The sequence below is a fragment of the Nocardia sp. NPDC050435 genome, assembly GCF_040655395.1.
Lineage (GTDB): Bacteria > Actinomycetota > Actinomycetes > Mycobacteriales > Mycobacteriaceae > Nocardia.
The window spans coordinates 469388-488867 of record NZ_JBFAJW010000003.1 but is presented as its reverse complement, the minus strand read 5'-3'; the positions used below and the strand labels follow the sequence as shown (position 1 = coordinate 488867).

The window sequence follows — 19480 nt, the reverse complement described above, 5'->3', positions numbered from 1 at the left end:
CACACCCCCGCCGGTGAGACCAGCAGGGGTGTCGAATCGTTCTGTGCCCGAAGGGATCAGCGGCGCAGCTGGTCGTGCGGCACCAGCACCGTCGTCCGCTCGTCCAACGGCTCCATGGGCTCCAGCTGCGGACGGGTGCTGAGCTTGTCCGACAGTTTCTGCCGCCCGACCTGCACCAGCTTGCGCGTCACCGGACTCCCGGTGACCGCGCGGGTAGCCGCGCTGATCTGCTCATACCGGACCCGCCCGGCCTTGGTCCCGAGCACATACCCGGCAGCGACGCCGATGATCAACCGCAGCATCTCGTAGAGCTCCTCCCAATTCGCCTGTGCGCGCCCCTATCCTGCCGCAAGCCACCGACAACTGTCGATCCGCCTCGACCGCGCGTCTACCCGCCCCCGCCCTCCGACGTAATCTTCCTCACAAACCCCACCACCCGCACACCCCACCCCCGCACCCCTCCCCCGCCGCACCCCCACATAACCCCAGGTAGACCCGCGATTTGGGAACCACCGCAACCGTACGCTAAAGTTTCTTCTCGGCCCGCCTAGCACAGACGAGCCACCGCCAATCCCCTATAGCTCAATTGGCAGAGCAGCCGACTGTTAATCGGCAGGTTTCTGGTTCGAGTCCAGATGGGGGAGCCTGCGAACGCCCCTGACCAGCGAAATGTTTTCGCGAGGTCAGGGGCGTTTCTCGTTTGCCAGGTCAACAGGTCCGGCATGGGGCAAAGGCGGTCCGCCGAACCGGTTTCCCGGTGGGTGCGCCGCCGGTGATCAACGCCGGGCCGGCCCTCGCCTATAGGCTGGGCGGCTATGAGCGCACTTCCGGGCAGGCTGGTGACCGTCGGTGCCGATCTGCCTGCCGTGACCACGATCGGAGTCGAAGACGACCCGCGTGCGGCCGGGCTGTCACCCGCGGTGGTGGACGGGCTGTGGCGCTCGGTGCAGGACTGGTATTCGCTGGGGACGACCCCGGCGATCCAGGTGTGCCTGCGGCGCAACGGCCGGATCGTGCTGAACCGGGCCATCGGTCACGGCTGGGGAAACGCGCCCCACGACGAGGCCGGAGCGGCGAAGATCTTGGTGACCCCCGCGATGCCGTTCTGCGGGTTCTCGACCGCCAAGGGAGTCGCGGCCGTCGTGATGTCCATGCTGATCGAACAGGGTGTTTTTGCCGCCGATGATCCTGTGTGCGAATACATTCCGGAGTTCGCCGCCCACGGCAAGGAGCGGATCACCCTCGGCCATGTGCTCTCGCACGCGGGCGGGTTCCCGTTTCTCACCCCGCCGTACCGCGGCAACGAGGTGGTGCTCGACGAAGACCTCGCCGTGCGGGCGCTGGCGGATCTACGGCCGAGCTGGCCGCCGGGCCGCTTCCGGGTGTATCACGCGCTGACCGCCGGGCTCACCCTCCGGCTTCTGGTGCGGCGGGCGACGGGACAGCGGATGCGCGACCACCTGGCCGAGCAGGTGCTGAACCCACTGGGCTTCCGCTGGAACAACTTCGGCGTCGCGGAGGCCGACGTCGACGCGGTGGTGCCCAGCGTCAAAACGGGGCCGCCGCCGTCGCGGCTGGCGAATTTCCTGGCGAGCAAGGCACTCGGCGGGCGCATGGACAAAGCATCGAAATCCGACGGCGCCGCCTTCCTCACCGCCGAACTCCCCTCGGGCAATCTGGTCACCACGGCCGAGGAACTCTCCCGGTTCTACGAGATCCTCGCTCGCGGAGGCGAACTGGACGGCGTCCGGATCATCGGTGCGGCCGCGCTGCGCCACGCCATCGCACCCGCCGACCGAATTCCCGGCGCCGCCGGGCGGGTCAGCGCCGCCGGGTTCGAGCTGGGCGCCCGCCGTTCGAAGTTCGGCCGCGACACCCGCTTCCATTTCGGCCGCAGCGGATTGACGACGCAGTACGGCTGGGCGGACCCCGAACGCGGCTTGGCCGGCGCGATACTCACCAGCGGCAAAGCTACCACCGACACCAAGCGCCCCTGGCAGCTCGTCGCCCAGGTGTCGGCGGCGATGCCGCGCCTCGACCGGGTACCGCGGTGGCTGGACCAGGCGCCATAGCTCAGCGGCCGCAGCTCACTGCGTGCGCCCGGAGTCGGGGACGAGTTTGCCTTCGGCTTTGAGGTGGTGGAAGGCGGCGGATTTGGCGGGGCATTCGTCGAGGCGGCATTCGCGGTGGATCTGCATGGTGGTGTGGGCGGCGGCGGTGCTGGTGCGGGGGCGTTCGTGGTTGCGGCAGTCGAGTTCGGCCATGATTTCCTCGTGCCATGCCATGTGCTGACCTCTGGTTGTCGGTGCGTGCGGGGCTCCCGGCAAAGGGGCTGATCAAAAGTCTGTTCTGCCAGCATGTTTCAGAGAACCGCATTACCGTTTGCTTGTGTTTACCGATCACGAGGTGACCGGCGAACTGCTGCGTGAACTGCGCACTCTCGCCGAGATCGGGTTGCGGCGGATGGCGGCGCGGACCTCGTTCACGCCTGGGTACCTGTCGCAGGTGGAGAACGGGCAGAAGCCGGTCACGCCGGCGGTGCTGGACGCGTACCGGTCGGTGCTGGCCGATCCCGTCCTCGGGTTGAGCGGGGTGGATATCGCACGCTTGCAGGCCGCGCTGGCGGATCCGGCGGGCGCGGGGCGCAGCAGTCTCAGCGATATTTCGCTGATTCTGGAGCGAACCAGGCACCTCGAGGACTCCGTGGGCGCGGCGCTGGTGGTGCAGATGGTGCGCGGCATGGACGGAGCCGCACGCGCGCTCGCCGGGCAGCGGGCCGGTGGGCGGGCGGCCGCGGGGCTGGCCTCGGAGGTGGCGCGCTACCGGGGCTGGCTCGAGCACGCGACGAAGCGGCCGCATCTCGCCGACCGGGTGCTCGCCGACGCCGCGCGGCTGGCCGAAGAGGCAACCGACGGTTCACAACTGGCGCACGCGCTCAGCTTCCGGGCCTACACCGCCCGCCACCACGGCAACCTGACCCGCGCCGTGGACCTGACCGAGGCAGCCATCGCGGTGCGCGACGCCCACCCGATCCTCGGCGTCTACGACCGCTACCAGCGCTCGGAACTGCTTGCGCTCCAAGGCCGCCGGCAGCGCGCCGCCCGCGCGCTGCACCGAGCCGACACGGCCGCCGAAGCCGCCGAAGGCATCGAGCTGCCCAGCTTCGGCTACTGGTACACCCCTGGATTCTGGGGCCTGGAGCGCGCCCAGGTCCTGATCGCGCTGGGCCGCCCGGCCGACGCGATCAGGGAAGCCGAAATGGGCCTGGCCGCACTGCCTTCCGACCACCGCAGCACCGACTGGGCCCGGGCGATGCTGGTCAAGGTGGACCCGCGCCTGGCCGAATAGCGGCTGAGCTCAGTGCCACGCGGAGAGTACGTCGGCGGGCTTCCACACCAGATCGACGGTCTCGGCGACCGAGGGCTCCACGTCGGCCGACGATACGACGACCAAGGCCGTCTCCTGCGGTTCCAGGCCCGGAACGCTGGCGATCCCTCGGGTCAGTTCCGCGAGATCGTGACGGTCGAACGGGGTGCTCAACCATTTGATGGAGCCCGCGAAGATCAGGTGATCAGCGACGGGTGCCCGATCCGCGCCGATGAGGTCGATTTCCGGATCGAACGAGCGATTCCACCAACCGCCGACCGCAGTCACCTGATGCCATGGCAGCGCGCCCGCCAAGGCCGCGAGTTCGAGCGCATCGCGCACGAGGGGCTCGACGGCCTTGCCGCGCCACGAGGTCCAGCGTCGAACGAACAATTCGTACGCGGCTTCGCTTCGACCCCGTCGAACCAGATTCTGAACTGAACGCAGCGTGGCGAGGTACAAACGCAGATTGCTGTCGGCGACGCGGTAGAGAGCGGGCTTTCCCGGCTTCACCGAAAGCGGTTGCTCCACCTCGAGCACCTGCTTGTCCGCCGAAAGCCGATGCAGTAGCGGCGATAACGTCCCAGAGGGCAGGGCCCCACTCCGACTACCCGCCGCAGCCGCGATCGTGGCGTGGGTGCGTTCTCCGCTGCCGATGGCTTCGAGAACCCGCCGCGCTTGGTCCGGTGCGGGAAACTCGGCTAGAAGTGCCGACTCGGGCACCCCGAACAAAGGAGCGGCAGGATCGCCGCACTCACGACGGACGAATTCGAGGGGCGGTAGGCCCCGCGGCCAGCTGCGCAGGATGCCCGGCAGTCCGCCGGTGATGAGATGCGCATCAATACTCGCCGCCGCATCGAGCTCGAGCGCGCGGCCCACCTCGGCTGGATTGAGCGGATCGAGGACCAGGTTGTCGGCGCGCCCGTAGAACGGACGGTCATAGGCGGTGAGCCGCTCCATCATGTGCAGGTCGCTGCCCAGGAGCAGCAGCAGGACCGGGCGTTGCTGTAGCAATCGGTCCCAGGCCGTCTGCAACGCACCATCGAAGACCGCGTCTTGTTCTGCCAGCCAAGGTAATTCGTCGATCACCACGACGGTCGGCGTTTCGCCGAGGGCGGTCGCCAGCGTCCGAAACGCATCGGTCCAATTGCTCACCCCCTCCGGGAGGGTCGCGGGATCCGAAGCGATCCCGGAGCTCCGCAGCTCCGCGACGAACATCGTGAGCGACTCCGCTACGGGCATGCCCTCCAGCTCGGCATGTAGATTGAATCTACGTAGATACAATCTACATTGTTGAGCTCGGGCCGCGATCAGGCTCGGCGGAACCCCGGCTTCGTCGCCGTCCTGGACGAGCCGCTCGGCTGAGCTACCCCGCCAACCGCGCCCGCGCCGTACCGCTGCGGCCCCCGTGCGCCCGCAGCAACAGCGCGGCGCGCAGGTGGCACAGCCCGGTGAGGTCGGCCGGGTCGAAGCCGGTGATCTCGCCGATGCGTTTGAGGCGGTAGTCGACGGTGTTGGCGTGGACGTGGAGTCTGCGGGCGGAGAGGTTGCGCTGCATGTTGGTGGCCATGTGGACCTCGAGGGTGAGCAGCAGGTCCGGGTGGGCTTCGAGGACGTCGAGCACCGAGCCCAGGTAGTCGCGGGCGGGGCCGGGGCGGGTCAGCTGGTACTCGAAAGCCAGTTCGTGCGAGCGGTAGACCTTGCTCTCGCCGCCGAGGCGGTGCACGATGTCGACGAGTTCGTGGACTTCGGCCGCCACCCGCGGGATGTCCGCGGGCGCGGCCGGCATCGCGACGGCGCGGACCGGAACCTGCGCGGCCGCCGACAGTTTCACGATCAGGCGGTCCAGGTCGTGATCGGAGAACTCCGGGTTCGGCAGCAGCAGGGTGCCGCCGTCGACGCTGAGCAGGGACAGCACCCGACCCCCGCACCGGTTGGCCAGTTCGGTCTGCACCCGCCGCAGTTTCCGGCGCGCGACCACGTTGGCGTCGAGCGTGGAGTCGGATTCGTCGGGATGGGGCGGCAGTTCCAGGCCGACGACGTGATAGTGGTCGGCGACCTCGATGCCGCATTCCCGCGCCATCGTCGTCGTGCTCTGGCCGCCCAGCAGTGCCGAGGTCAGGGTGTGCACGGCGGTGTGGTGTTCGCTGACCACGGAACGCAATTCGCGCACATAGGCCATCGACACGGCCGAGGTGATCATGTCCAGCGCTTCCATCAGCCGCACGGCGACGCCGGCGACGGTTTCATGGTCCCGGGTCGGCCCGTTGGCGAGGATGAGATCGAATCCGAGTTTGAATCCTTCGTGAATGGCGTGCTGGATGGTGTCTATCGGTATTCCCTCGCGCGCCCAGCCCGCGGCCGCGGCCTGCACGCGTTCGGTGCGCCCCGGCAGATCGCGTCCGTCGAGCATGCTTCTGGTCAATTCCAAACAGACTCGGGTGATGGTCGTGACGTCTCCGTGCAGCGCTTCGCCGGGCAATGTCGCGCAGGGCACCACGTTTTCGATGAAGTGGCCCACCATTTGACGGGAAATGGTCCGCACGTCCTTGAGGGGGCTGGAGACCGGTCGCCCCGAAGCGGTCAGGAACGGCTCGGAAGAGGTTGTGACAGACATGGTGATTCCTTTCCTGCACAGACCATTGGGCAGGAACTCAACGCTACCGGTCAGTAGGGCCGCACCATCCAGCTCTGCGCTTGTGACAAAGAAGAATGGTTGTAGAGCGTGTTTGGAGATGTTAACAAGATCGCCGATGAATCATTGGCAGACTGCATAACTCGGGTCCGGCGGTGGTGACGAACGGCCTCGTCACCACCGTTTTTACCCGATACCGCCGATCACAGGCAGAGGCTGAATTCCAGCGGGCCGAGGGGCAGCGGGAGGCAGACCTCCACCGAGCCCGAGCTCGAACCGGATACGGGGGCGGCGGCTTCCGCGGAGGCGATGCCCGTGCCGAATGCGCCTGCCGACAACACGATTAGGGTGGCGACGAGCGGGCGGATAATTCTCGAATTCATGCAACAATCCTCGTGTTCAGCTATCTGATGCCCCGGCTTTCGGGACCCGACCATCAGAACACGTGGCATCGAGATAGCACCGTTATCAACGGCGATTCCGGCTCTTTCATGGCCGCTCGCAATTACCTTCGGAGAAGTCCACTATTTACTCGCAACCCCGATGCGGCTGCCGGACTTCGCTTTCGTGAGCGCTGGTGCAGCCGGCAGCGCGGCCGCCGCGAGTACGGCGGACGCGTTCGGACGCCCGTGGCCTGCCTTGATATCCGCCCGGCGAAGTGCGCACGGCCGGAGCAGGTTTGGCCCGCGCGACGCGTGGTAGGCGATGTAGGTGTCCGCTACCGCGGATACCAGTAATGCTCACGGTGCACCGTCGCGCCGAGCCCGTCGTCGATAGCGAAGGACGAAATCCATGAGCACCCAAACCCTGCTGGCCCAGCTGCGCGCCGTCCGAGATCTGACCAACACGGAGGTGCAGATCGCCGAAACCCGGGTCGCGCAAGCCCGGACCGAAGCCGTACAGCGCGAGCTGTCCGAGAACGCCGACAACGCCCGTGCCCGCGCCGAAGCGGTCGAGTCCGCCATCCGCGATCTCGGCGGTGTACCGGCGGTAATCGGCCCGTTCCTGGGCCGGGTGGCCGCGGCGATCAAGGCGCTGAGCGAACAGGCGCAGCCCTTCGACGAAGCGCTGCTCGGCGACCTCGTCCTGGAGCACCAGTTGCTCGACCGCGCACGCTATCTCAAGGCCCTCGCGATCAGCGCCGGCAGCCAGGACATCGCGGCGCTCGCGGACCGGCTCATCGAGGCCCACTCCGCGACGGTCGAGTGGCTGAGCACCGTGCTGGCCGAGGACGCCCTCGGCGGCCCGGCCGCGCTGCGCCGCACACCGTTGCAGGCGGCCACCGGCACTGCGGTCAAGCTGGTCAACGCGCCGGTGACCTGGTCGACGCGCAATCTCGATCGCGCCCTGGACACCTTCCGCACCGCACCGCCCGCACTGGGCGATCTGCTCGAACGCGGCGCCCGGGCCGGGGACGTGGCGGTCAAGACACTCACCGCGTCCCGGGATTCCGCGCTCGAGACCGCAGAGCAGGTGACCCGCCGGGAAGGCGCGCGCAACACGGCCGACGCGCTGCACACGGCCCGCACCTCGGCCGGTCTGCTCGAAGCCCGCGAGCTACCGATCAGCGGTTACGACGAGCTCAATGTCAACCAATCCGTCTCCGCGATCCGGGAATTGACCGATCCCGCCGACGTGCGCGCGATCATCGCCTACGAGGAGGCGAACAAGAATCGCCAGAGTGTCGTCTCGGCGGCGCAGACGCGGTTCGCCGCGATCGCGCGTGAGGTGACCGGGCGTAACTGACCCGTAGCACGAAAACGCTTCCGCGACCGTCGAAACCAGGCGGTCGCGGTGGCGTGCCACCGGGAGCTGTTGCGGCGGAGCGCGATCCGGGCTCAGGTGGCTACGGGCTCGTCCTCCAGCATCTCGCGGAGCTGCTGACGCAGTTCCGGACTGTCCTGGTGCTGGTGCACCGATACGGCGTGCTCGGTGGCCGCTCGCACGACTTCATCCTCTTCCCCCGAGATGGTGAGCGTGCAGTGGGATTCACTGGGGAACCGGCGGCAGTCGGCTACTTTTCTCGTCATGGCACGAGCCTCCTGAACGCGATCGATAGTCTGCCGTTCTACGGTATGCCCGCCGGCTATCGACCAAGGTCACAATCCGGTTGCCGCGGATCTCAGCCGCGCTGATGCCGCGATTCGTAACGCACGCGGGTTTCCTCGGCGCGCCGTCGCGCGTCCTCGCCGGCCAGCTCCGGGTCGAGACCGTGCTTGAACAGGACGTGCCGGCGGTAGACGTAGGTCAGCGCGATGGTGAAGAAGACCAGCGGCAGATAGACCAGCGACGCCATCGCCAGCCCCATCCAGGCCGGGCCCGGGACCAGCAGGAACAGGGCCAGCAGCGGCAGGGGAGGAATCAGGAAGCGGGTGAAGAAGCGGCGCGTGGCGCCCGGCCCGGTCTGGTCGCGCAGCACCCACTCCCGCATGGACGGCGGCAGCGTGCCGCCGCAGACGTAGCGGACGCGCTGGAACAGGGTGGGCGACTGATCAGGCATGGGTTTCTCCTGTGCGTGCGGCTTCGTTGACCCGGGTCAGCGCATCCCGCAGTTCTTCGAGATCGCGCAGGCTCACGCCCAGGCGCTCGACCACCGCGCCCGGGATGCGCTCGGCTTGTTCGCGCAGCGCGCGGCCGGCGGGCGTCAGGTCGACGACGAGCACCCGTTCGTTGCCGGGATCGCGCCGGCGGGTGATGAGGCCCGCGGCTTCCAGCCGCTTGAGCAGCGGTGACAGCGTGGGCGAGTCGAGCTGGATGGCTTCGGCGATCGCCTTGACCGACATCGGCGCCTCACCCCACAGGGCGAGCATCACCAGATACTGCGGGTGGGTCAGGCCGAGCGGTTCCAGTAGCGGCCGGTACACCGCGAGCACCGAGCGGTTGGCCACCGCCAAGGCGAAGCACACCTGGCGGTCCAGGCGCAGCGGGTCGTCGGCTTCCATGCCATCAAAGTAATGCACTAACAGTTAATGCACAAACTATTACGACCTGCGATCCGGCCCTCGACCTACGCGGTCGAGGGCCGGATCGAGGATCAGTTGGCCGGTTCCCGATGCTCGGTCGGGGTGTGGACGATGTCGAAGTACACGGCCTTGTCGGCGGCGTCCGGATACACCCGGTAGGTGAAGTCCTGGTCGGTCAAGGTGACGATCTCGACGTCGCGCCGGGCCTGCTCCTCCCCCGCGGCGTTCTTCACGACGAGCGTCCGGGTCTTGCCGTCGGGCGAAACCGTCCAGTCGCCCTGCATCTTCGGGCTGTCGTCGAGGTTGTACATGGTGAAGGTGCCGTCGGTCTTGTAGTACGCGTACCCGACGTAGTTCTTGACGTTGTCGTCGTCGAGCGGCACGGCGCCGCCCTGCGCGTCCTTGGCGGAGGTGGTCTCCCACGCCGTCGCCGCCAGCGTCGCCGCGGGCGTCCCCGGCGCGACGGACGTAGCGCCCGCCGTGCTCGAGGCCGCCGACGACGTCGCGGAGGCGACGGTCGTCGAGGTCGCCGAGGCGTCGCCGCCGTCGTCGTCGCTGCCGCACGCGGAGACCACGGCCGTGGCCGCGCAGGCGAGGATCACGAGCGCCATCCTGATGAGTTTTCGCTGATCCGTCATGTGGCGGAGCCTAGACCCGCCGTGGCGTGAACCCGCTGATCCACGCGGCGTCCCGTTCAGTGGCGGCACCGAGTCCGGACCGACGTGGCGCGGGTCCCGATCAGCCGAGCGGGCGGCTCACCGGCACGTTGACGAAGCTCGGCGCGGCCGGGTCCAGCACGAGATGCTGTGCGGCAAGGCGACTCTCGACCAGCAGCGGCGGGAGCAGCATGCCGCGCGGGAAGTTGCTGGCGTAGACGCCCACCCGCAGCCGGTGGCCGGGTCGCAGCACCGTCTCGGTCGGATTCACGCCGACGTCGAGCACCGTGGGCGCGCCGGGCACCAGCGGCTCGCGGGAATCCAGGGTCAGCTTGTAGGTGATGTCGATGTAGTCGCCGTCGGCTTCCCGCTTGCTCTTGGCCTCGTCGATCGCCCGCAGCGAGGCCGTGAGCTGACCGCTGGCCACCACCGTGGAGCGGCCGTCCGGGGCGACATCGGTCACGGTCACCGCCCAATAGCCCTCGGTGCTGTCGTGCACGGTGTTCAGGCGCACCGAGATCGGGCCGGACACGACCGTCGGTTCGGTGACCGGGGCGCTGGTGAAGGTGAGGCCGCCGAGTTCGTGGACCCGGTCGTCCTCGGCGCAGAACTCCAGGACCGACAGCGCGCCGGCGGATTCCACGGCGGCGTCGCGCGAGCACAGGGCGGTCAGGCCCTGGGCGGGCGAAATGGTCAGGCGCGCCGGCTCTTCCGGCACGCCCGCGGTGAGCGAGCCGTCGTGCACGCTGGCGGCCGTGCCGCTGCGCACGGGCGAGAGATACATGCGCTGATACTCGGGCCGCTCGTCCGGGTATCCGGACCTGGTCACCCAGTCGCCGCCCTGCTGCTTCAGCACCACCGGCCCGTACTCGTCGATGCCGTTGTCGATCCCTTTGAGCCACTTGTCGAACCACGCCAGCTGCAGCACGTCCAGCCGCGGCGGCTGTCCCGGATTCCCCAGGCCCGAACCGGGATTCGCGTGGTAGGTGTCGCCCATGACCAGCTTCTTGCGGGCCGGGGGCAGCGGAATCCGGTCGAAGGTCATCGCGCTGGACGGCGCGAAGATGTCCTGCCAGCCGCCGTAGGCGAAGGTCGGCACCCGGATCAGCTCTGGATGACTGTCGGAAAAGGCCTCGCGCAGATCGCTTCCCGGCTCCAAGGCGGTGCGCAACGGCTGCGGCAGCAGATTCACGTCGGGCACCAGCGCCATCAGCATGTAGTCGAAGAACTCGAACGGTGTGCTGACCCGGTCGAGCAGCCACTTCAGGTCGTGGTGGCCCAGGAGCATCGCGGCCGGATCTCCCAGGAACTGCAGGGCGTCCACCGCGGCGATGTACAGCGGCGCGAACAGGCCCAGGCCGCCGCCCGGCGCGGCGACGTCGTCGATCTTGTCCGTGCTGCCCTCGACCGGGAAGATCGCCTGCAGCGCGGGCGGGTTCTGCGCGGCGGCCATGTACTGGTTGATGCCGGAGTAGGAGATCCCGGTCATCCCGATATTGCCGTCCGACCACGGTTGCGCGGCCGCCCAGTCGATGACCTCGACGCTGTCCTGGGTCTCGCGGGCCTGGAAGAACTGCCAGGAGCCCTGCGAATAACCGGTGCCGCGCACGTCGACCACGATCTGGGTGTAGCCCTGCTGGATCAGCTTGCGGTCCACACCGAAGGTGCGGGCGGCACCGCCACTGAGCGCCCGGGTGAGATCGGTGATCGAGCCGAACGGCGTGCCGGTCAGATCGATGCGGTTGACCAGCTCGAGCAGGGCGTCGGACAGCCACGGCACCGAGAGCGCGACGTCGGCCAGCCAGGAGGCGAACTTGGTGTACGGGGTCAGGTTGACGATGGTCGGCAGCGGCGTGCCGACCGGCTGCCCGGCGGCGTCGACCGGGCGATAGATATTGGCCTTGAGCGCGGTGCCGTCGCTCATGGTGATCGGCACGTCGAACTCGACGTGCACCTCGCCCGGATAGCGACCCGGATATCGCTTCGGGCCGTCGTGCGCGGCCAGCCACTCCAGGGCACGCGGCCCGCCGTCGGGCGGCGTCTCGGCCGCGACGGGCGACGGTGTGAGACCCCAGGTGGTCACGGTGACGACGACGGCCGTGATCCCGGCCCGGACCAGGCCGCGGCGAACTCTTCCCAGCATTCAGCACCCCTTCACGCCCGCGGCGGTCCCCGACCCCGGAGCTTGTAAACATTGGCGTACCTAGGATGGCCCAGGCCCCGCACACTGTCTCAGACTCGGAAATACTGTGCCCCACATCACAGCGTTGCGACTCTCTATGCTCGACCCATGGGACTGGAAGCCGGAATCGACCGTGGCCGCCTCCCCCGCGGCACACACGGCCTGGACGCGGCGGACGTCATTCACTCACAGCGCATGCGGATGTTCTACGGCGTGCTCGAGGCGGTGTCCGCGCGCGGCTACAACGCCACCACCGTGGCCGATATCGTGGCCCGCGCCAACGTCTCCCGGCGCACCTTCTATCAGCAGTTCCGCGACCGGGACGAGTGCTTCGCCGCCGCCTTCGACATGGCGATCGACACGGTCATCGGCCACCTCGACGCGAGCGTGCGCACCGTCGCGCCCGCGGACTGGCGCAGCCTCGTCCGCACCACGTTGCGGGAGTACCTGCGCACCCTGGCCGACAACGCCGAGTGCGCCCGGGCGCTGCACATCGAATGCCTGGTCGCCGGGCCGGTCGTCGCCGAACAGCGACGGCAGATGAAATCCGTGCTGGCCCAGCGCATGCACGCCGTGTTCCAGATCGGGCGCGCCGGCGGCGACATCCCGGCCGACATTCCCGCCGAGATCTTCGACGCCCTGATCGGCGCCATCGACGACCGCATCCGCGACTGCCTGCACGGCCCCGGCCCGCAGGCACTGCCCGCGCTGGAGCCGCACCTCTACCAGATCACGGTGGCGCTCTTCGGAATTCCCGACTGGCCCGGCGCGTAGCGCGGCTCAGGACCGCCGGCGAATGCTCAACTGCTTGGGCTCGGGAGAGCTGTAGGGCTTGAACAGGTGCTTGAGCGCGCCGTTCTCGAACGGCGCGGGCTGATCCAGCACGGCGTAACGGAACTCGTGATCGTGGAAGGCGGCTTCCATGAGATCGTCGAAGTTGTAGTCGAACTCGGAGGCGGGCAGGTCGATGATCGACGGCGAGCCGAAAGCCTCGAAGCCCGCCTTCTCCTCCTCGATCTGTTCGGCGGCGCGCTCCAGCATGATCCAGAGCGCGATTTCCTCACCCATGCACCGGGGTTCGGGCCAGCTGCCGGAATCCAGGCACTCCAGCAGGTGGTCGAAGCAGGCGGCGAACTGCTTAAGGAACGGAACCTTCTGGCGCTGCAGCGCCGTCGGCAGCTCGTGCCGGAACACCTCGGCGTCCCCCGCGATCAGGGCGTTGAGCTCCTCGAGGTAGGTCTCGCCGTGGAAGCGCAGGCTTTCGGCGGTGCGCGGGGTGATGATGTGCTCGTCGTCCGGCTCGTCACCCGGGGCGAGCGGGAACCGCATGACGCCGCAGATCGAGGGCCGCGAGAGCGCGTCGAGATAGTCGGTGGCCGAAGCCTCGTCGGCCACCTCGGCCTCGATCTTGCGGGCGATCCGCTCCACCTGGGCCCGCACCGGGCGCGGCGCGCCCGCGAGCGCCTCCGTCACGAACTCCGGCGCCAGTTCGGCCCCCGCGAGCAGTTCGTTCAGCGCGTCGGCGAGCCGGACCGCCGAGACGCGGTCGTCGAAGGTGGCGACGGCCTTCAGTTCGTCCCAGCCCCGGTCCTGGTAGATCGCGAAGACGCGATGCATGGACGGCGTCGACTGCGGCAGGAACAACTTGTAGGGCAGTGTGGAACTCATAGCACGCGGGTCATTCTGTGTAGCCAGATCTTTGGGGCCTGACCCTACGGCACCCGGCCCGTCCCGGAAACTCGGCCGTCTGCCTCACACCCGGGACGGCTGCGCGGTGCGCGCGATCGAAGGTCGGGCGCTCGCGAGCAGCTCGTCCCGGAACGCCACCAGATAGTCGACGGAATCCTCCGGGGCGAGCGCGGAGACGCCGAGCCGATTCATCAGCGCCTTTTAGGGGCCGACGTCGTGCTCGCTGTCCATGTACGTCGCACTGGTGAGCTGCTCGACGTAGGCCACGTCCTCGCCGGCGGCGGTGGGTTCACCGCGTCGATGATGATCGGACTCACCCTCATGCGCTTCCTGTTTCGGCGCTAGGCGTCGACCGACTCGGCGTAGAGCTCGGCCAGTTCGCGTTCGACCGCGGCCGGGAGGTGGGCGGCCGCGGGGCCGCCGCCGAGGACGCCGATCGTCAGGCGGTTCCGGAAGGTGTAGACGAGGAAGGTGACGGCTGCCGACGCGCCGGCCGAGGGGCGGGGATGCGCGGAGAGGTAGACGATTTCGTAGTCGGTGAGGGTCAGGCCGGGCGGGGTGCGGAAAGCCGGGACGCGGCCGGTGTTGGTGACGGCGACGTGGCCGGCCAGCGAGTGGATTCTGGTGGGGCCGTAGTAGTCCGGGAAGTGCAGCACGGACTGCTGGACGATGCCCTCGGACAGGTCGTGGTGCAGTCGGGACGAAATGCGCTGCGCCAGTGCGGAAACATCGGCGGAGCGGTCGACTTCGGCGGCGAAGGCGGCGAGCCCGGCCATATTGGTGCCCGCCGCGCGCGGCACCGGCGGATCGAAGCGGGTGCGCAGGTCGACCGGGTACAGGCAGCCCACGGTAGTGCCTGCGGCGGAGCCGGTTTCGGCCGCGTAGGCGCGCAGCAGCGCGGCGGTGACGAGCCCGTTGACGGTCAGGCCCGGGCGGTGGCCCAGCGCCACGATGCGTGCGGTCGCGTCCGGGTCGAGCACGACGCGGCTCGGGTGGGCCAGTGCGGGCGGGGCCGGGGTCGGCGGATCCGCGGGGACCGCGCGCGCCTCGGGCGGCAGCGGGCGGGTGAGGTCTTCCAGTCCGGAGAGCGGGCTCGCGGTGATTCCTCGCTCCGCCGCGAAGCTCTCCAGGGACCGCGGAAGATCCTGCGGCACGACCTCTTCGGGCGCGGTGTAGAAATCCCAGAGCCGCGACACCAACTGCACGCAGTGCCCGGCGTCGGCGACGCTGTGGTGCGCGAACAACGTGACCCGGGCGGCGCCCGGTGCGGTCACCACATCGAGGTAGGCGAGCTGCGCGCCGGGGTCCACGGTCGGCACGGGCAGCAGCACCCGCGCGACCTCGCCCGCGCGCTCCTGCGCCCCGACCACGGCCGCGCCGGGACGCAGCAGATAGCCGACGCCGTCGGCGTCCTCCCCCAAGCGGCAGGTCAGCACCGGATAGGCGCGTTGCAGCGCCGAGAACGCGGCGCGCAGCGCGGCGATGTCGAGCTCCCCTTCGACCAGCACTGAGCGCCCGGTATAGGTGCCGTGCCGGACGAACCGCTGTTCCGACGGCGCGAGTACCCGCACCACATCCTCATCGCGCCACACCCGCACAGCGTGCGGCACCTACCGCCCCCGACGCAATCGGGCGCGTGCGAGAGACTTCTCGCATGAGTCTTGCAGCACACCTGGAGCGCCTGGGCCGCCCGCTGGTCGAGGAACAACTCGGACACCCGACCGTCGTCGGCATCGCCAAGGGCGACCTGGACGAGCCGGTCTTCCGCTCCTGGCTGGAACAGGACTACCTGTTCCTGCTCGACTACGTCCGCGTCTTCACCCGCCTGGCGTGGCAGGCGCCCGCCGCGCACCTGGGCGATCTGGTCGACCTCGCGCACGCCACCTTCCACGACGAACTCGCGCTGCACCGCTCCCTGGCCGCCGAGTTCGGCGCGGATCTGGACGGCGCGGTCAAGGGCGAACCGTGCGTGAACTACACCGGCTTCCTGCTGGATTCGGCCGCGCACTACGCCGACGGCCTGGCCGCCCTCTACCCGTGCATGTGGGGGTACTCGACCCTGGGCGCCCGGCTCGCCGAGAACCCGCCCGCCGACCCCCGCTACCGCCGCTGGATCGACACCTACGCCGATCCCGGTTTCGCCGCTCTGACCGCCCGCTGCGCGCAGATGCTCGACGAGGCCGGCGGCGACCGCGATCGCGCCGAAGCGCTCTTCCTCGAGGGCATGCGCCACGAGATCGCGTTCTGGGACGTGCCGCTGCGATAAGCGCTGCGCCGTAGGCCGTTTCGGCTGGTCAGCACGCCCGCGCGGAATTCGTTCCGACGCGCCGATGAGTTCTCCGCGGTGGTCCCGTCTACCTACACGGACGGGTATCGCCGAAATCAGAGGAGACCTCATGAATCGTCCGGCTGTGGCAACCCACGACGAATGGCTGGCGGCGCGCAAGCGGCTGCTGGCCGAGGAGAAAGAGCTCACCCGGCGGCTCGACGCGGTGGCGGCCCAGCGCCGCGAACTGCCGATGGAGCCGGTGCACAAGGACTACGAATTCGAAGGCGCGACAGGAAAGTTCACGCTGGCCGACCTGTTCGAGGGCCGCCGGCAGCTGATCGTGTACCACATGATGTGGCGCTGGGACCTGAACGCCGGCTGCCCCAGCTGCGCGGTCTTCCTCGACAACGTGGGCCACCTGGCGCACCTGCACGCGCAGGAGACCACGTTCGTCTCGATCTCCCGCGGGCCGTGGCAGCACCTGAGCGACTACCGGGAACGCATGGGGTGGACCTTCCCCATGTACTCCTCCTACGGCAGCGACTTCAACTACGACTACCACGTCACCCAGGACGACACGCGCACCCCGGTGTACTACAACTTCCTGACCAAGGAGGAACTGGACGCCAAGGGCGAAACCTGGTTCACCGACGGGGAACAGCCCGGCACCAGCGTGTTCTGGCGCGAGGACGACGGCACGGTCTTCCACACCTATTCGTCCTACGCGCGGGGCGGCGACCTCATGATCAACACCCACAACTACCTCGACCTCACCCCGCTGGGCCGCCAGCGCCACATCGGCGACGCGATCCACCACGACAGCTACGAGGCGGCCCGAACCCACTGCCACTGAACGAATTACTGGCCCGCACCCGGCGGCCGACCTAAGCTGGCGGAGGTGGGCAAGGAAGAGCTCCGCGCGTCCGATTCGGACCGCCAGCAGATCGCCGATCAACTACGCCGGGCGATGGACAAGGGCCGCTTGTCCCTGCACGAATACGACGAGCGGCTGCAGCAGGCCTATGCCGCCAAGACCTACGGTGAACTGGCGCCCCTGGTCTCCGACCTGCCCGCCGAACGCGGCAGGCCGGCCCAGCCGGCCGGGCAGCCGCGGATCCCGCAGTGGGTCGTCATCATGTGGATCCCGTGGGCGGCGGTCAACCTGCTCATGGTGATCATCTGGGCGGCCACCGGCCTGGGTTATTTCTGGCCGTTCTGGGTCGCCGTCCCCTGGGGCATCGCCCTGCTGATCCCCTCCGGCATCGGCGTTCTCACCGCGAGCCCACCCAAGAAATAGCAACGACCCACGACCGGGTTGGCCGTGGGTCGTCACCGAGGGGGTGTCAGGCGCCGATCAGGCGCTGGGCCAGGTAGCCCTCCACCTTGTCGAGCGCGATCCGCTCCTGCTGCATGGTGTCGCGTTCGCGGATGGTGACCGCCTGATCCTCGAGCGTGTCGAAGTCGACGGTGATGCAGAACGGGGTGCCGATCTCGTCCTGGCGACGGTAGCGACGGCCGATCGCGCCGGCGTCGTCGAACTCCACGTTCCAGTGCTTGCGCAGCTGCGCGGCGAGATCCTTCGCCTTCGGCGTCAGATCGGCGTTGCGCGAGAGCGGCAGCACCGCGGCCTTGACCGGCGCGAGACGGCGGTCCAGACGCAGGCTGATCCGCTCCTCCATGCCGCCCTTGGCATTCGGCGCCTGGTCGACGGTGTAGGCGTCGACCAGGAAGGCCATCAGCGAGCGGGTCAGACCGGCCGCGGGCTCGATGACGTACGGGATGTACTTCTCGCCGGAATTCGCGTCGGAGTAGCTCAGGTCGGTGCCGGAGTGGTCGGAGTGCGTCTTCAGGTCGTAGTCGGTGCGGTTGGCGATGCCCTCCAGCTCACCCCACTCGCTGCCCTGGAAACGGAAGCGGTACTCGATGTCGGTGGTGCCGGCCGAGTAGTGCGACAGCTTTTCCTTCGGGTGCTCGTAGAGGCGCAGGTTCTCCGGATCGATGCCGAGGTCGGTGTACCAGGCCAGGCGGGTATCGATCCAGTACTTGTGCCACTCGGCGTCTTCGCCCGGCTTGACGAAGAACTCCATCTCCATCTGCTCGAACTCGCGCGTGCGGAAGATGAAGTTGCCGGGGGTGATCTCGTTGCGGAAGCTCTTGCCGATCTGGGCGATGCCGAACGGCGGCTTCTTGCGCGCGGTCTCCTTGACGTTCTTGAAGTTCACGAAGATGCCCTGCGCGGTTTCCGGGCGCAGGTAGTGCAGGCCCTCTTCGTCGTCGACCGGGCCGAGGAAGGTCTTGAGCAGGCCGGAGAAGTTCCTGGGCTCGGTCCAGGAGCCGGGCTGGCCGGTCTCCGGATCCTTGATGTCGGCCAGGCCGTTGACCGGCGGGTGGCCGTGCTTCTCCTCGTAGGCCTCGATCAGGTGATCGGCGCGGTAGCGCTTGTGCGTGTGCAGCGACTCGACCAGCGGATCGGAGAACGTGGCGACGTGGCCCGAGGCCTCCCAGACCTGGCGCGGCAGGATCACCGACGAGTCGAGGCCGACCACATCTTCGCGGCTGGTGACCATGGTGCGCCACCACTGCTTCTTGATGTTCTCCTTGAGCTCGACACCGAGCGGACCGTAGTCCCATGCCGACTTGGTGCCTCCGTAGATCTCACCGCACGGGTACACCAGACCCCGGCGCTTGGCGAGGTTGGCAACGGTGTCCACCTTCGACTTGGGTGCCACGCGAGAATTCTCCATCCACTGCGAGTATCGGATTGCGTCTCCATCCGGGGACGCCTCCAGACTATCGGCACCGGCCAACGGTTTTTCCACCGCACACCGGTAGGCGTGAGATTTCCGGCGCGCCGCATTTGACATGCGCACCTGTGCATACGCAAAATGGGAATGCTTTCCATTAAGGAGAAGATCCCATGGCCACCGAGACCGCCACGCACTCGCACAACCCCTATCGCTCCCCCGGGCCCGCCGCGGTGCCCTCGCGGACCGTCCTGGAAGACGCGGGTGAACTGCTGCGCGCCCTGGCCGCGCCGGTCCGCATCGCGATCGTGCTGCAACTGCGGGAGTCACCGCGCTGCGTGCACGAGCTCGTCGACGCGCTGGGCGTGACCCAGCCGCTGGTCAGCCAGCATCTGCGGATCCTGAAATCGGCCGGGGTGGTGCACGGTGAGCGGTCCGGCCGCGAAGTGCTCTACGAATTGGTCGACGATCACCTCGCGCATATCGTGGTCGATGCCGTGGCGCATGCCGAGGAAGGGTGATCCGTGCCTGACAAGACCCACACTGCGAACCCCCAGGACGTGCCGAAGTCAGTCGGGATCCGCAGTACCCGCCAGCGCAGCGCGATCTCCGCGCTGCTCGGCGACATCGAGGAATTCCGCTCCGCCCAGGAGCTGCACGACGAACTCCGCAAGCGCGGTGAGGGCATCGGCCTGACCACCGTCTACCGCACGCTGCAATCACTGGCCGACGCCGGGATGGTGGACGTGCTGCGCACCGACTCGGGCGAATCGGTCTATCGCCAGTGCTCGACCGGGCACCACCACCATCTCGTCTGCCGCCACTGCGGCACCACGGTCGAGGTGGAGGGTCCGACCGTCGAGGCCTGGGCCGACGCCATCGCCGCCGACCACGGCTTCACCGAGGTCAGCCACACCATGGAGATCTTCGGCACCTGCCGCGCCTGCGCGAAGGCGGGCCACGCCGCCGGGTGAGG

At 68.4% G+C, this 19480-nt stretch carries 23 protein-coding genes and 1 tRNA gene; 10 read left to right on the top strand and 14 right to left on the bottom strand.

Annotated features, from left to right (window positions below; genetic code table 11):
• Nucleotides 1-56: 56 nt before the first annotated feature.
• Complete coding sequence (locus AB0I43_RS10740) at nt 57-302, bottom strand: hypothetical protein (RefSeq protein WP_194819166.1); 246 nt, start codon at nt 300-302, stop codon at nt 57-59.
• Between the two features lie 269 nt (nt 303-571).
• Here AB0I43_RS10740 and AB0I43_RS10735 point away from each other — a divergent pair.
• Nucleotides 572-644 (top strand) — tRNA-Asn (locus AB0I43_RS10735).
• 171 nt (nt 645-815) lie between these two features.
• Entirely contained in the window at nt 816-2072 is a 1257-nt protein-coding gene (locus tag AB0I43_RS10730) for a serine hydrolase (protein WP_356970865.1), read from the top strand.
• Between the two features lie 15 nt (nt 2073-2087).
• Here the strand turns inward: AB0I43_RS10730 and AB0I43_RS10725 are convergent, their stop codons facing one another.
• Nucleotides 2088-2285, bottom strand: a complete 198-nt coding sequence (locus tag AB0I43_RS10725) for a hypothetical protein (protein ID WP_356970866.1) — start codon at nt 2283-2285, stop codon at nt 2088-2090.
• 103 nt (nt 2286-2388) lie between these two features.
• Between AB0I43_RS10725 and AB0I43_RS10720 the strand changes: the two genes are divergently transcribed.
• Nucleotides 2389-3348, top strand: coding sequence for a helix-turn-helix domain-containing protein (locus tag AB0I43_RS10720; protein ID WP_356970868.1), 960 nt, complete (start codon nt 2389-2391; stop codon nt 3346-3348).
• Between the two features lie 9 nt (nt 3349-3357).
• Here the strand turns inward: AB0I43_RS10720 and AB0I43_RS10715 are convergent, their stop codons facing one another.
• The 3 genes from AB0I43_RS10715 to AB0I43_RS10705 form a co-directional block, all read right to left on the bottom strand.
• A complete protein-coding gene (locus AB0I43_RS10715) occupies nt 3358-4584 on the bottom strand; it encodes a DUF234 domain-containing protein (protein WP_356970870.1) in 1227 nt (408 codons plus the stop codon).
• Nucleotides 4585-4732: 148 nt separating this feature from the next.
• Nucleotides 4733-5983: a helix-turn-helix domain-containing protein gene (locus tag AB0I43_RS10710; RefSeq protein WP_356970872.1), complete on the bottom strand. Its 1251-nt coding sequence runs from the start codon at nt 5981-5983 to the stop codon at nt 4733-4735.
• A 221-nt stretch (nt 5984-6204) separates the two neighbouring features.
• Nucleotides 6205-6384, bottom strand: a complete 180-nt coding sequence (locus AB0I43_RS10705; RefSeq protein WP_356970873.1) for a hypothetical protein — start codon at nt 6382-6384, stop codon at nt 6205-6207.
• 409 nt (nt 6385-6793) lie between these two features.
• On the opposite strand from AB0I43_RS10705, the gene AB0I43_RS10700 reads away from it, so the two are divergent.
• Entirely contained in the window at nt 6794-7747 is a 954-nt protein-coding gene (locus AB0I43_RS10700; RefSeq protein ID WP_356970874.1) for a ferritin-like domain-containing protein, read from the top strand.
• Nucleotides 7748-7839: 92 nt separating this feature from the next.
• Here the strand turns inward: AB0I43_RS10700 and AB0I43_RS10695 are convergent, their stop codons facing one another.
• The 5 genes from AB0I43_RS10695 to AB0I43_RS10675 form a co-directional block, all read right to left on the bottom strand.
• Nucleotides 7840-8031, bottom strand: a complete 192-nt coding sequence (locus AB0I43_RS10695; protein ID WP_356970876.1) for a DUF1059 domain-containing protein — start codon at nt 8029-8031, stop codon at nt 7840-7842.
• 92 nt (nt 8032-8123) lie between these two features.
• On the bottom strand, nt 8124-8501 hold the full coding sequence (locus tag AB0I43_RS10690; protein WP_356970878.1) for a DUF5313 family protein: 378 nt from the start codon (nt 8499-8501) through the stop codon (nt 8124-8126).
• Entirely contained in the window at nt 8494-8943 is a 450-nt protein-coding gene (locus AB0I43_RS10685) for a MarR family transcriptional regulator (protein ID WP_356970879.1), read from the bottom strand. Before AB0I43_RS10685 ends, AB0I43_RS10690 begins: the two co-directional genes overlap by 8 nt.
• Before the next feature lie 92 nt (nt 8944-9035).
• Nucleotides 9036-9602: a DUF4822 domain-containing protein gene (locus tag AB0I43_RS10680; RefSeq protein WP_356970880.1), complete on the bottom strand. Its 567-nt coding sequence runs from the start codon at nt 9600-9602 to the stop codon at nt 9036-9038.
• Nucleotides 9603-9702: 100 nt separating this feature from the next.
• A complete protein-coding gene (locus AB0I43_RS10675) occupies nt 9703-11763 on the bottom strand; it encodes a CocE/NonD family hydrolase (RefSeq protein WP_356970882.1) in 2061 nt (686 codons plus the stop codon).
• A 147-nt stretch (nt 11764-11910) separates the two neighbouring features.
• On the opposite strand from AB0I43_RS10675, the gene AB0I43_RS10670 reads away from it, so the two are divergent.
• Complete coding sequence (locus tag AB0I43_RS10670; protein WP_356970884.1) at nt 11911-12576, top strand: TetR/AcrR family transcriptional regulator; 666 nt, start codon at nt 11911-11913, stop codon at nt 12574-12576.
• Nucleotides 12577-12582: 6 nt separating this feature from the next.
• On the opposite strand, the gene AB0I43_RS10665 is transcribed toward AB0I43_RS10670, so the two are convergent.
• The 3 genes from AB0I43_RS10665 to AB0I43_RS10655 all read right to left on the bottom strand — a co-directional run bounded on the left by AB0I43_RS10665 (nt 12583) and on the right by AB0I43_RS10655 (nt 15083).
• A complete protein-coding gene (locus tag AB0I43_RS10665; RefSeq protein ID WP_356970886.1) occupies nt 12583-13470 on the bottom strand; it encodes a hypothetical protein in 888 nt (295 codons plus the stop codon).
• An 84-nt stretch (nt 13471-13554) separates the two neighbouring features.
• A complete protein-coding gene (locus AB0I43_RS10660; RefSeq protein ID WP_356970887.1) occupies nt 13555-13683 on the bottom strand; it encodes a hypothetical protein in 129 nt (42 codons plus the stop codon).
• 149 nt (nt 13684-13832) lie between these two features.
• Nucleotides 13833-15083 (bottom strand): acyltransferase, encoded by a 1251-nt coding sequence (locus tag AB0I43_RS10655; RefSeq protein WP_356970889.1) that lies wholly within the window; start codon nt 15081-15083, stop codon nt 13833-13835.
• Between the two features lie 62 nt (nt 15084-15145).
• Between AB0I43_RS10655 and AB0I43_RS10650 the strand changes: the two genes are divergently transcribed.
• The 3 genes from AB0I43_RS10650 (at nt 15146) to AB0I43_RS10640 (ending at nt 17057) form a co-directional block, all read left to right on the top strand.
• Nucleotides 15146-15757, top strand: coding sequence for a transcriptional regulator (locus AB0I43_RS10650; RefSeq protein ID WP_356970891.1), 612 nt, complete (start codon nt 15146-15148; stop codon nt 15755-15757).
• Nucleotides 15758-15887: 130 nt separating this feature from the next.
• Nucleotides 15888-16613, top strand: coding sequence for a DUF899 domain-containing protein (locus AB0I43_RS10645; protein WP_356970893.1), 726 nt, complete (start codon nt 15888-15890; stop codon nt 16611-16613).
• Nucleotides 16614-16658: 45 nt separating this feature from the next.
• The gene (locus AB0I43_RS10640) at nt 16659-17057 is read left to right on the top strand and encodes a DUF1707 domain-containing protein (protein ID WP_356970894.1); all 399 of its coding nucleotides are present in this window, start codon (nt 16659-16661) and stop codon (nt 17055-17057) included.
• A gap of 46 nt (nt 17058-17103) precedes the next feature.
• Here the strand turns inward: AB0I43_RS10640 and AB0I43_RS10635 are convergent, their stop codons facing one another.
• Nucleotides 17104-18489: a glycine--tRNA ligase gene (locus AB0I43_RS10635; RefSeq protein ID WP_356970895.1), complete on the bottom strand. Its 1386-nt coding sequence runs from the start codon at nt 18487-18489 to the stop codon at nt 17104-17106.
• Nucleotides 18490-18677: 188 nt separating this feature from the next.
• On the opposite strand from AB0I43_RS10635, the gene AB0I43_RS10630 reads away from it, so the two are divergent.
• Both AB0I43_RS10630 and AB0I43_RS10625 read left to right on the top strand, forming a co-directional pair.
• A complete protein-coding gene (locus AB0I43_RS10630) occupies nt 18678-19025 on the top strand; it encodes a metalloregulator ArsR/SmtB family transcription factor (protein WP_356970896.1) in 348 nt (115 codons plus the stop codon).
• Between the two features lie 3 nt (nt 19026-19028).
• Entirely contained in the window at nt 19029-19478 is a 450-nt protein-coding gene (locus tag AB0I43_RS10625) for a Fur family transcriptional regulator (protein ID WP_356970897.1), read from the top strand.
• Nucleotides 19479-19480 lie beyond the last annotated feature (2 nt).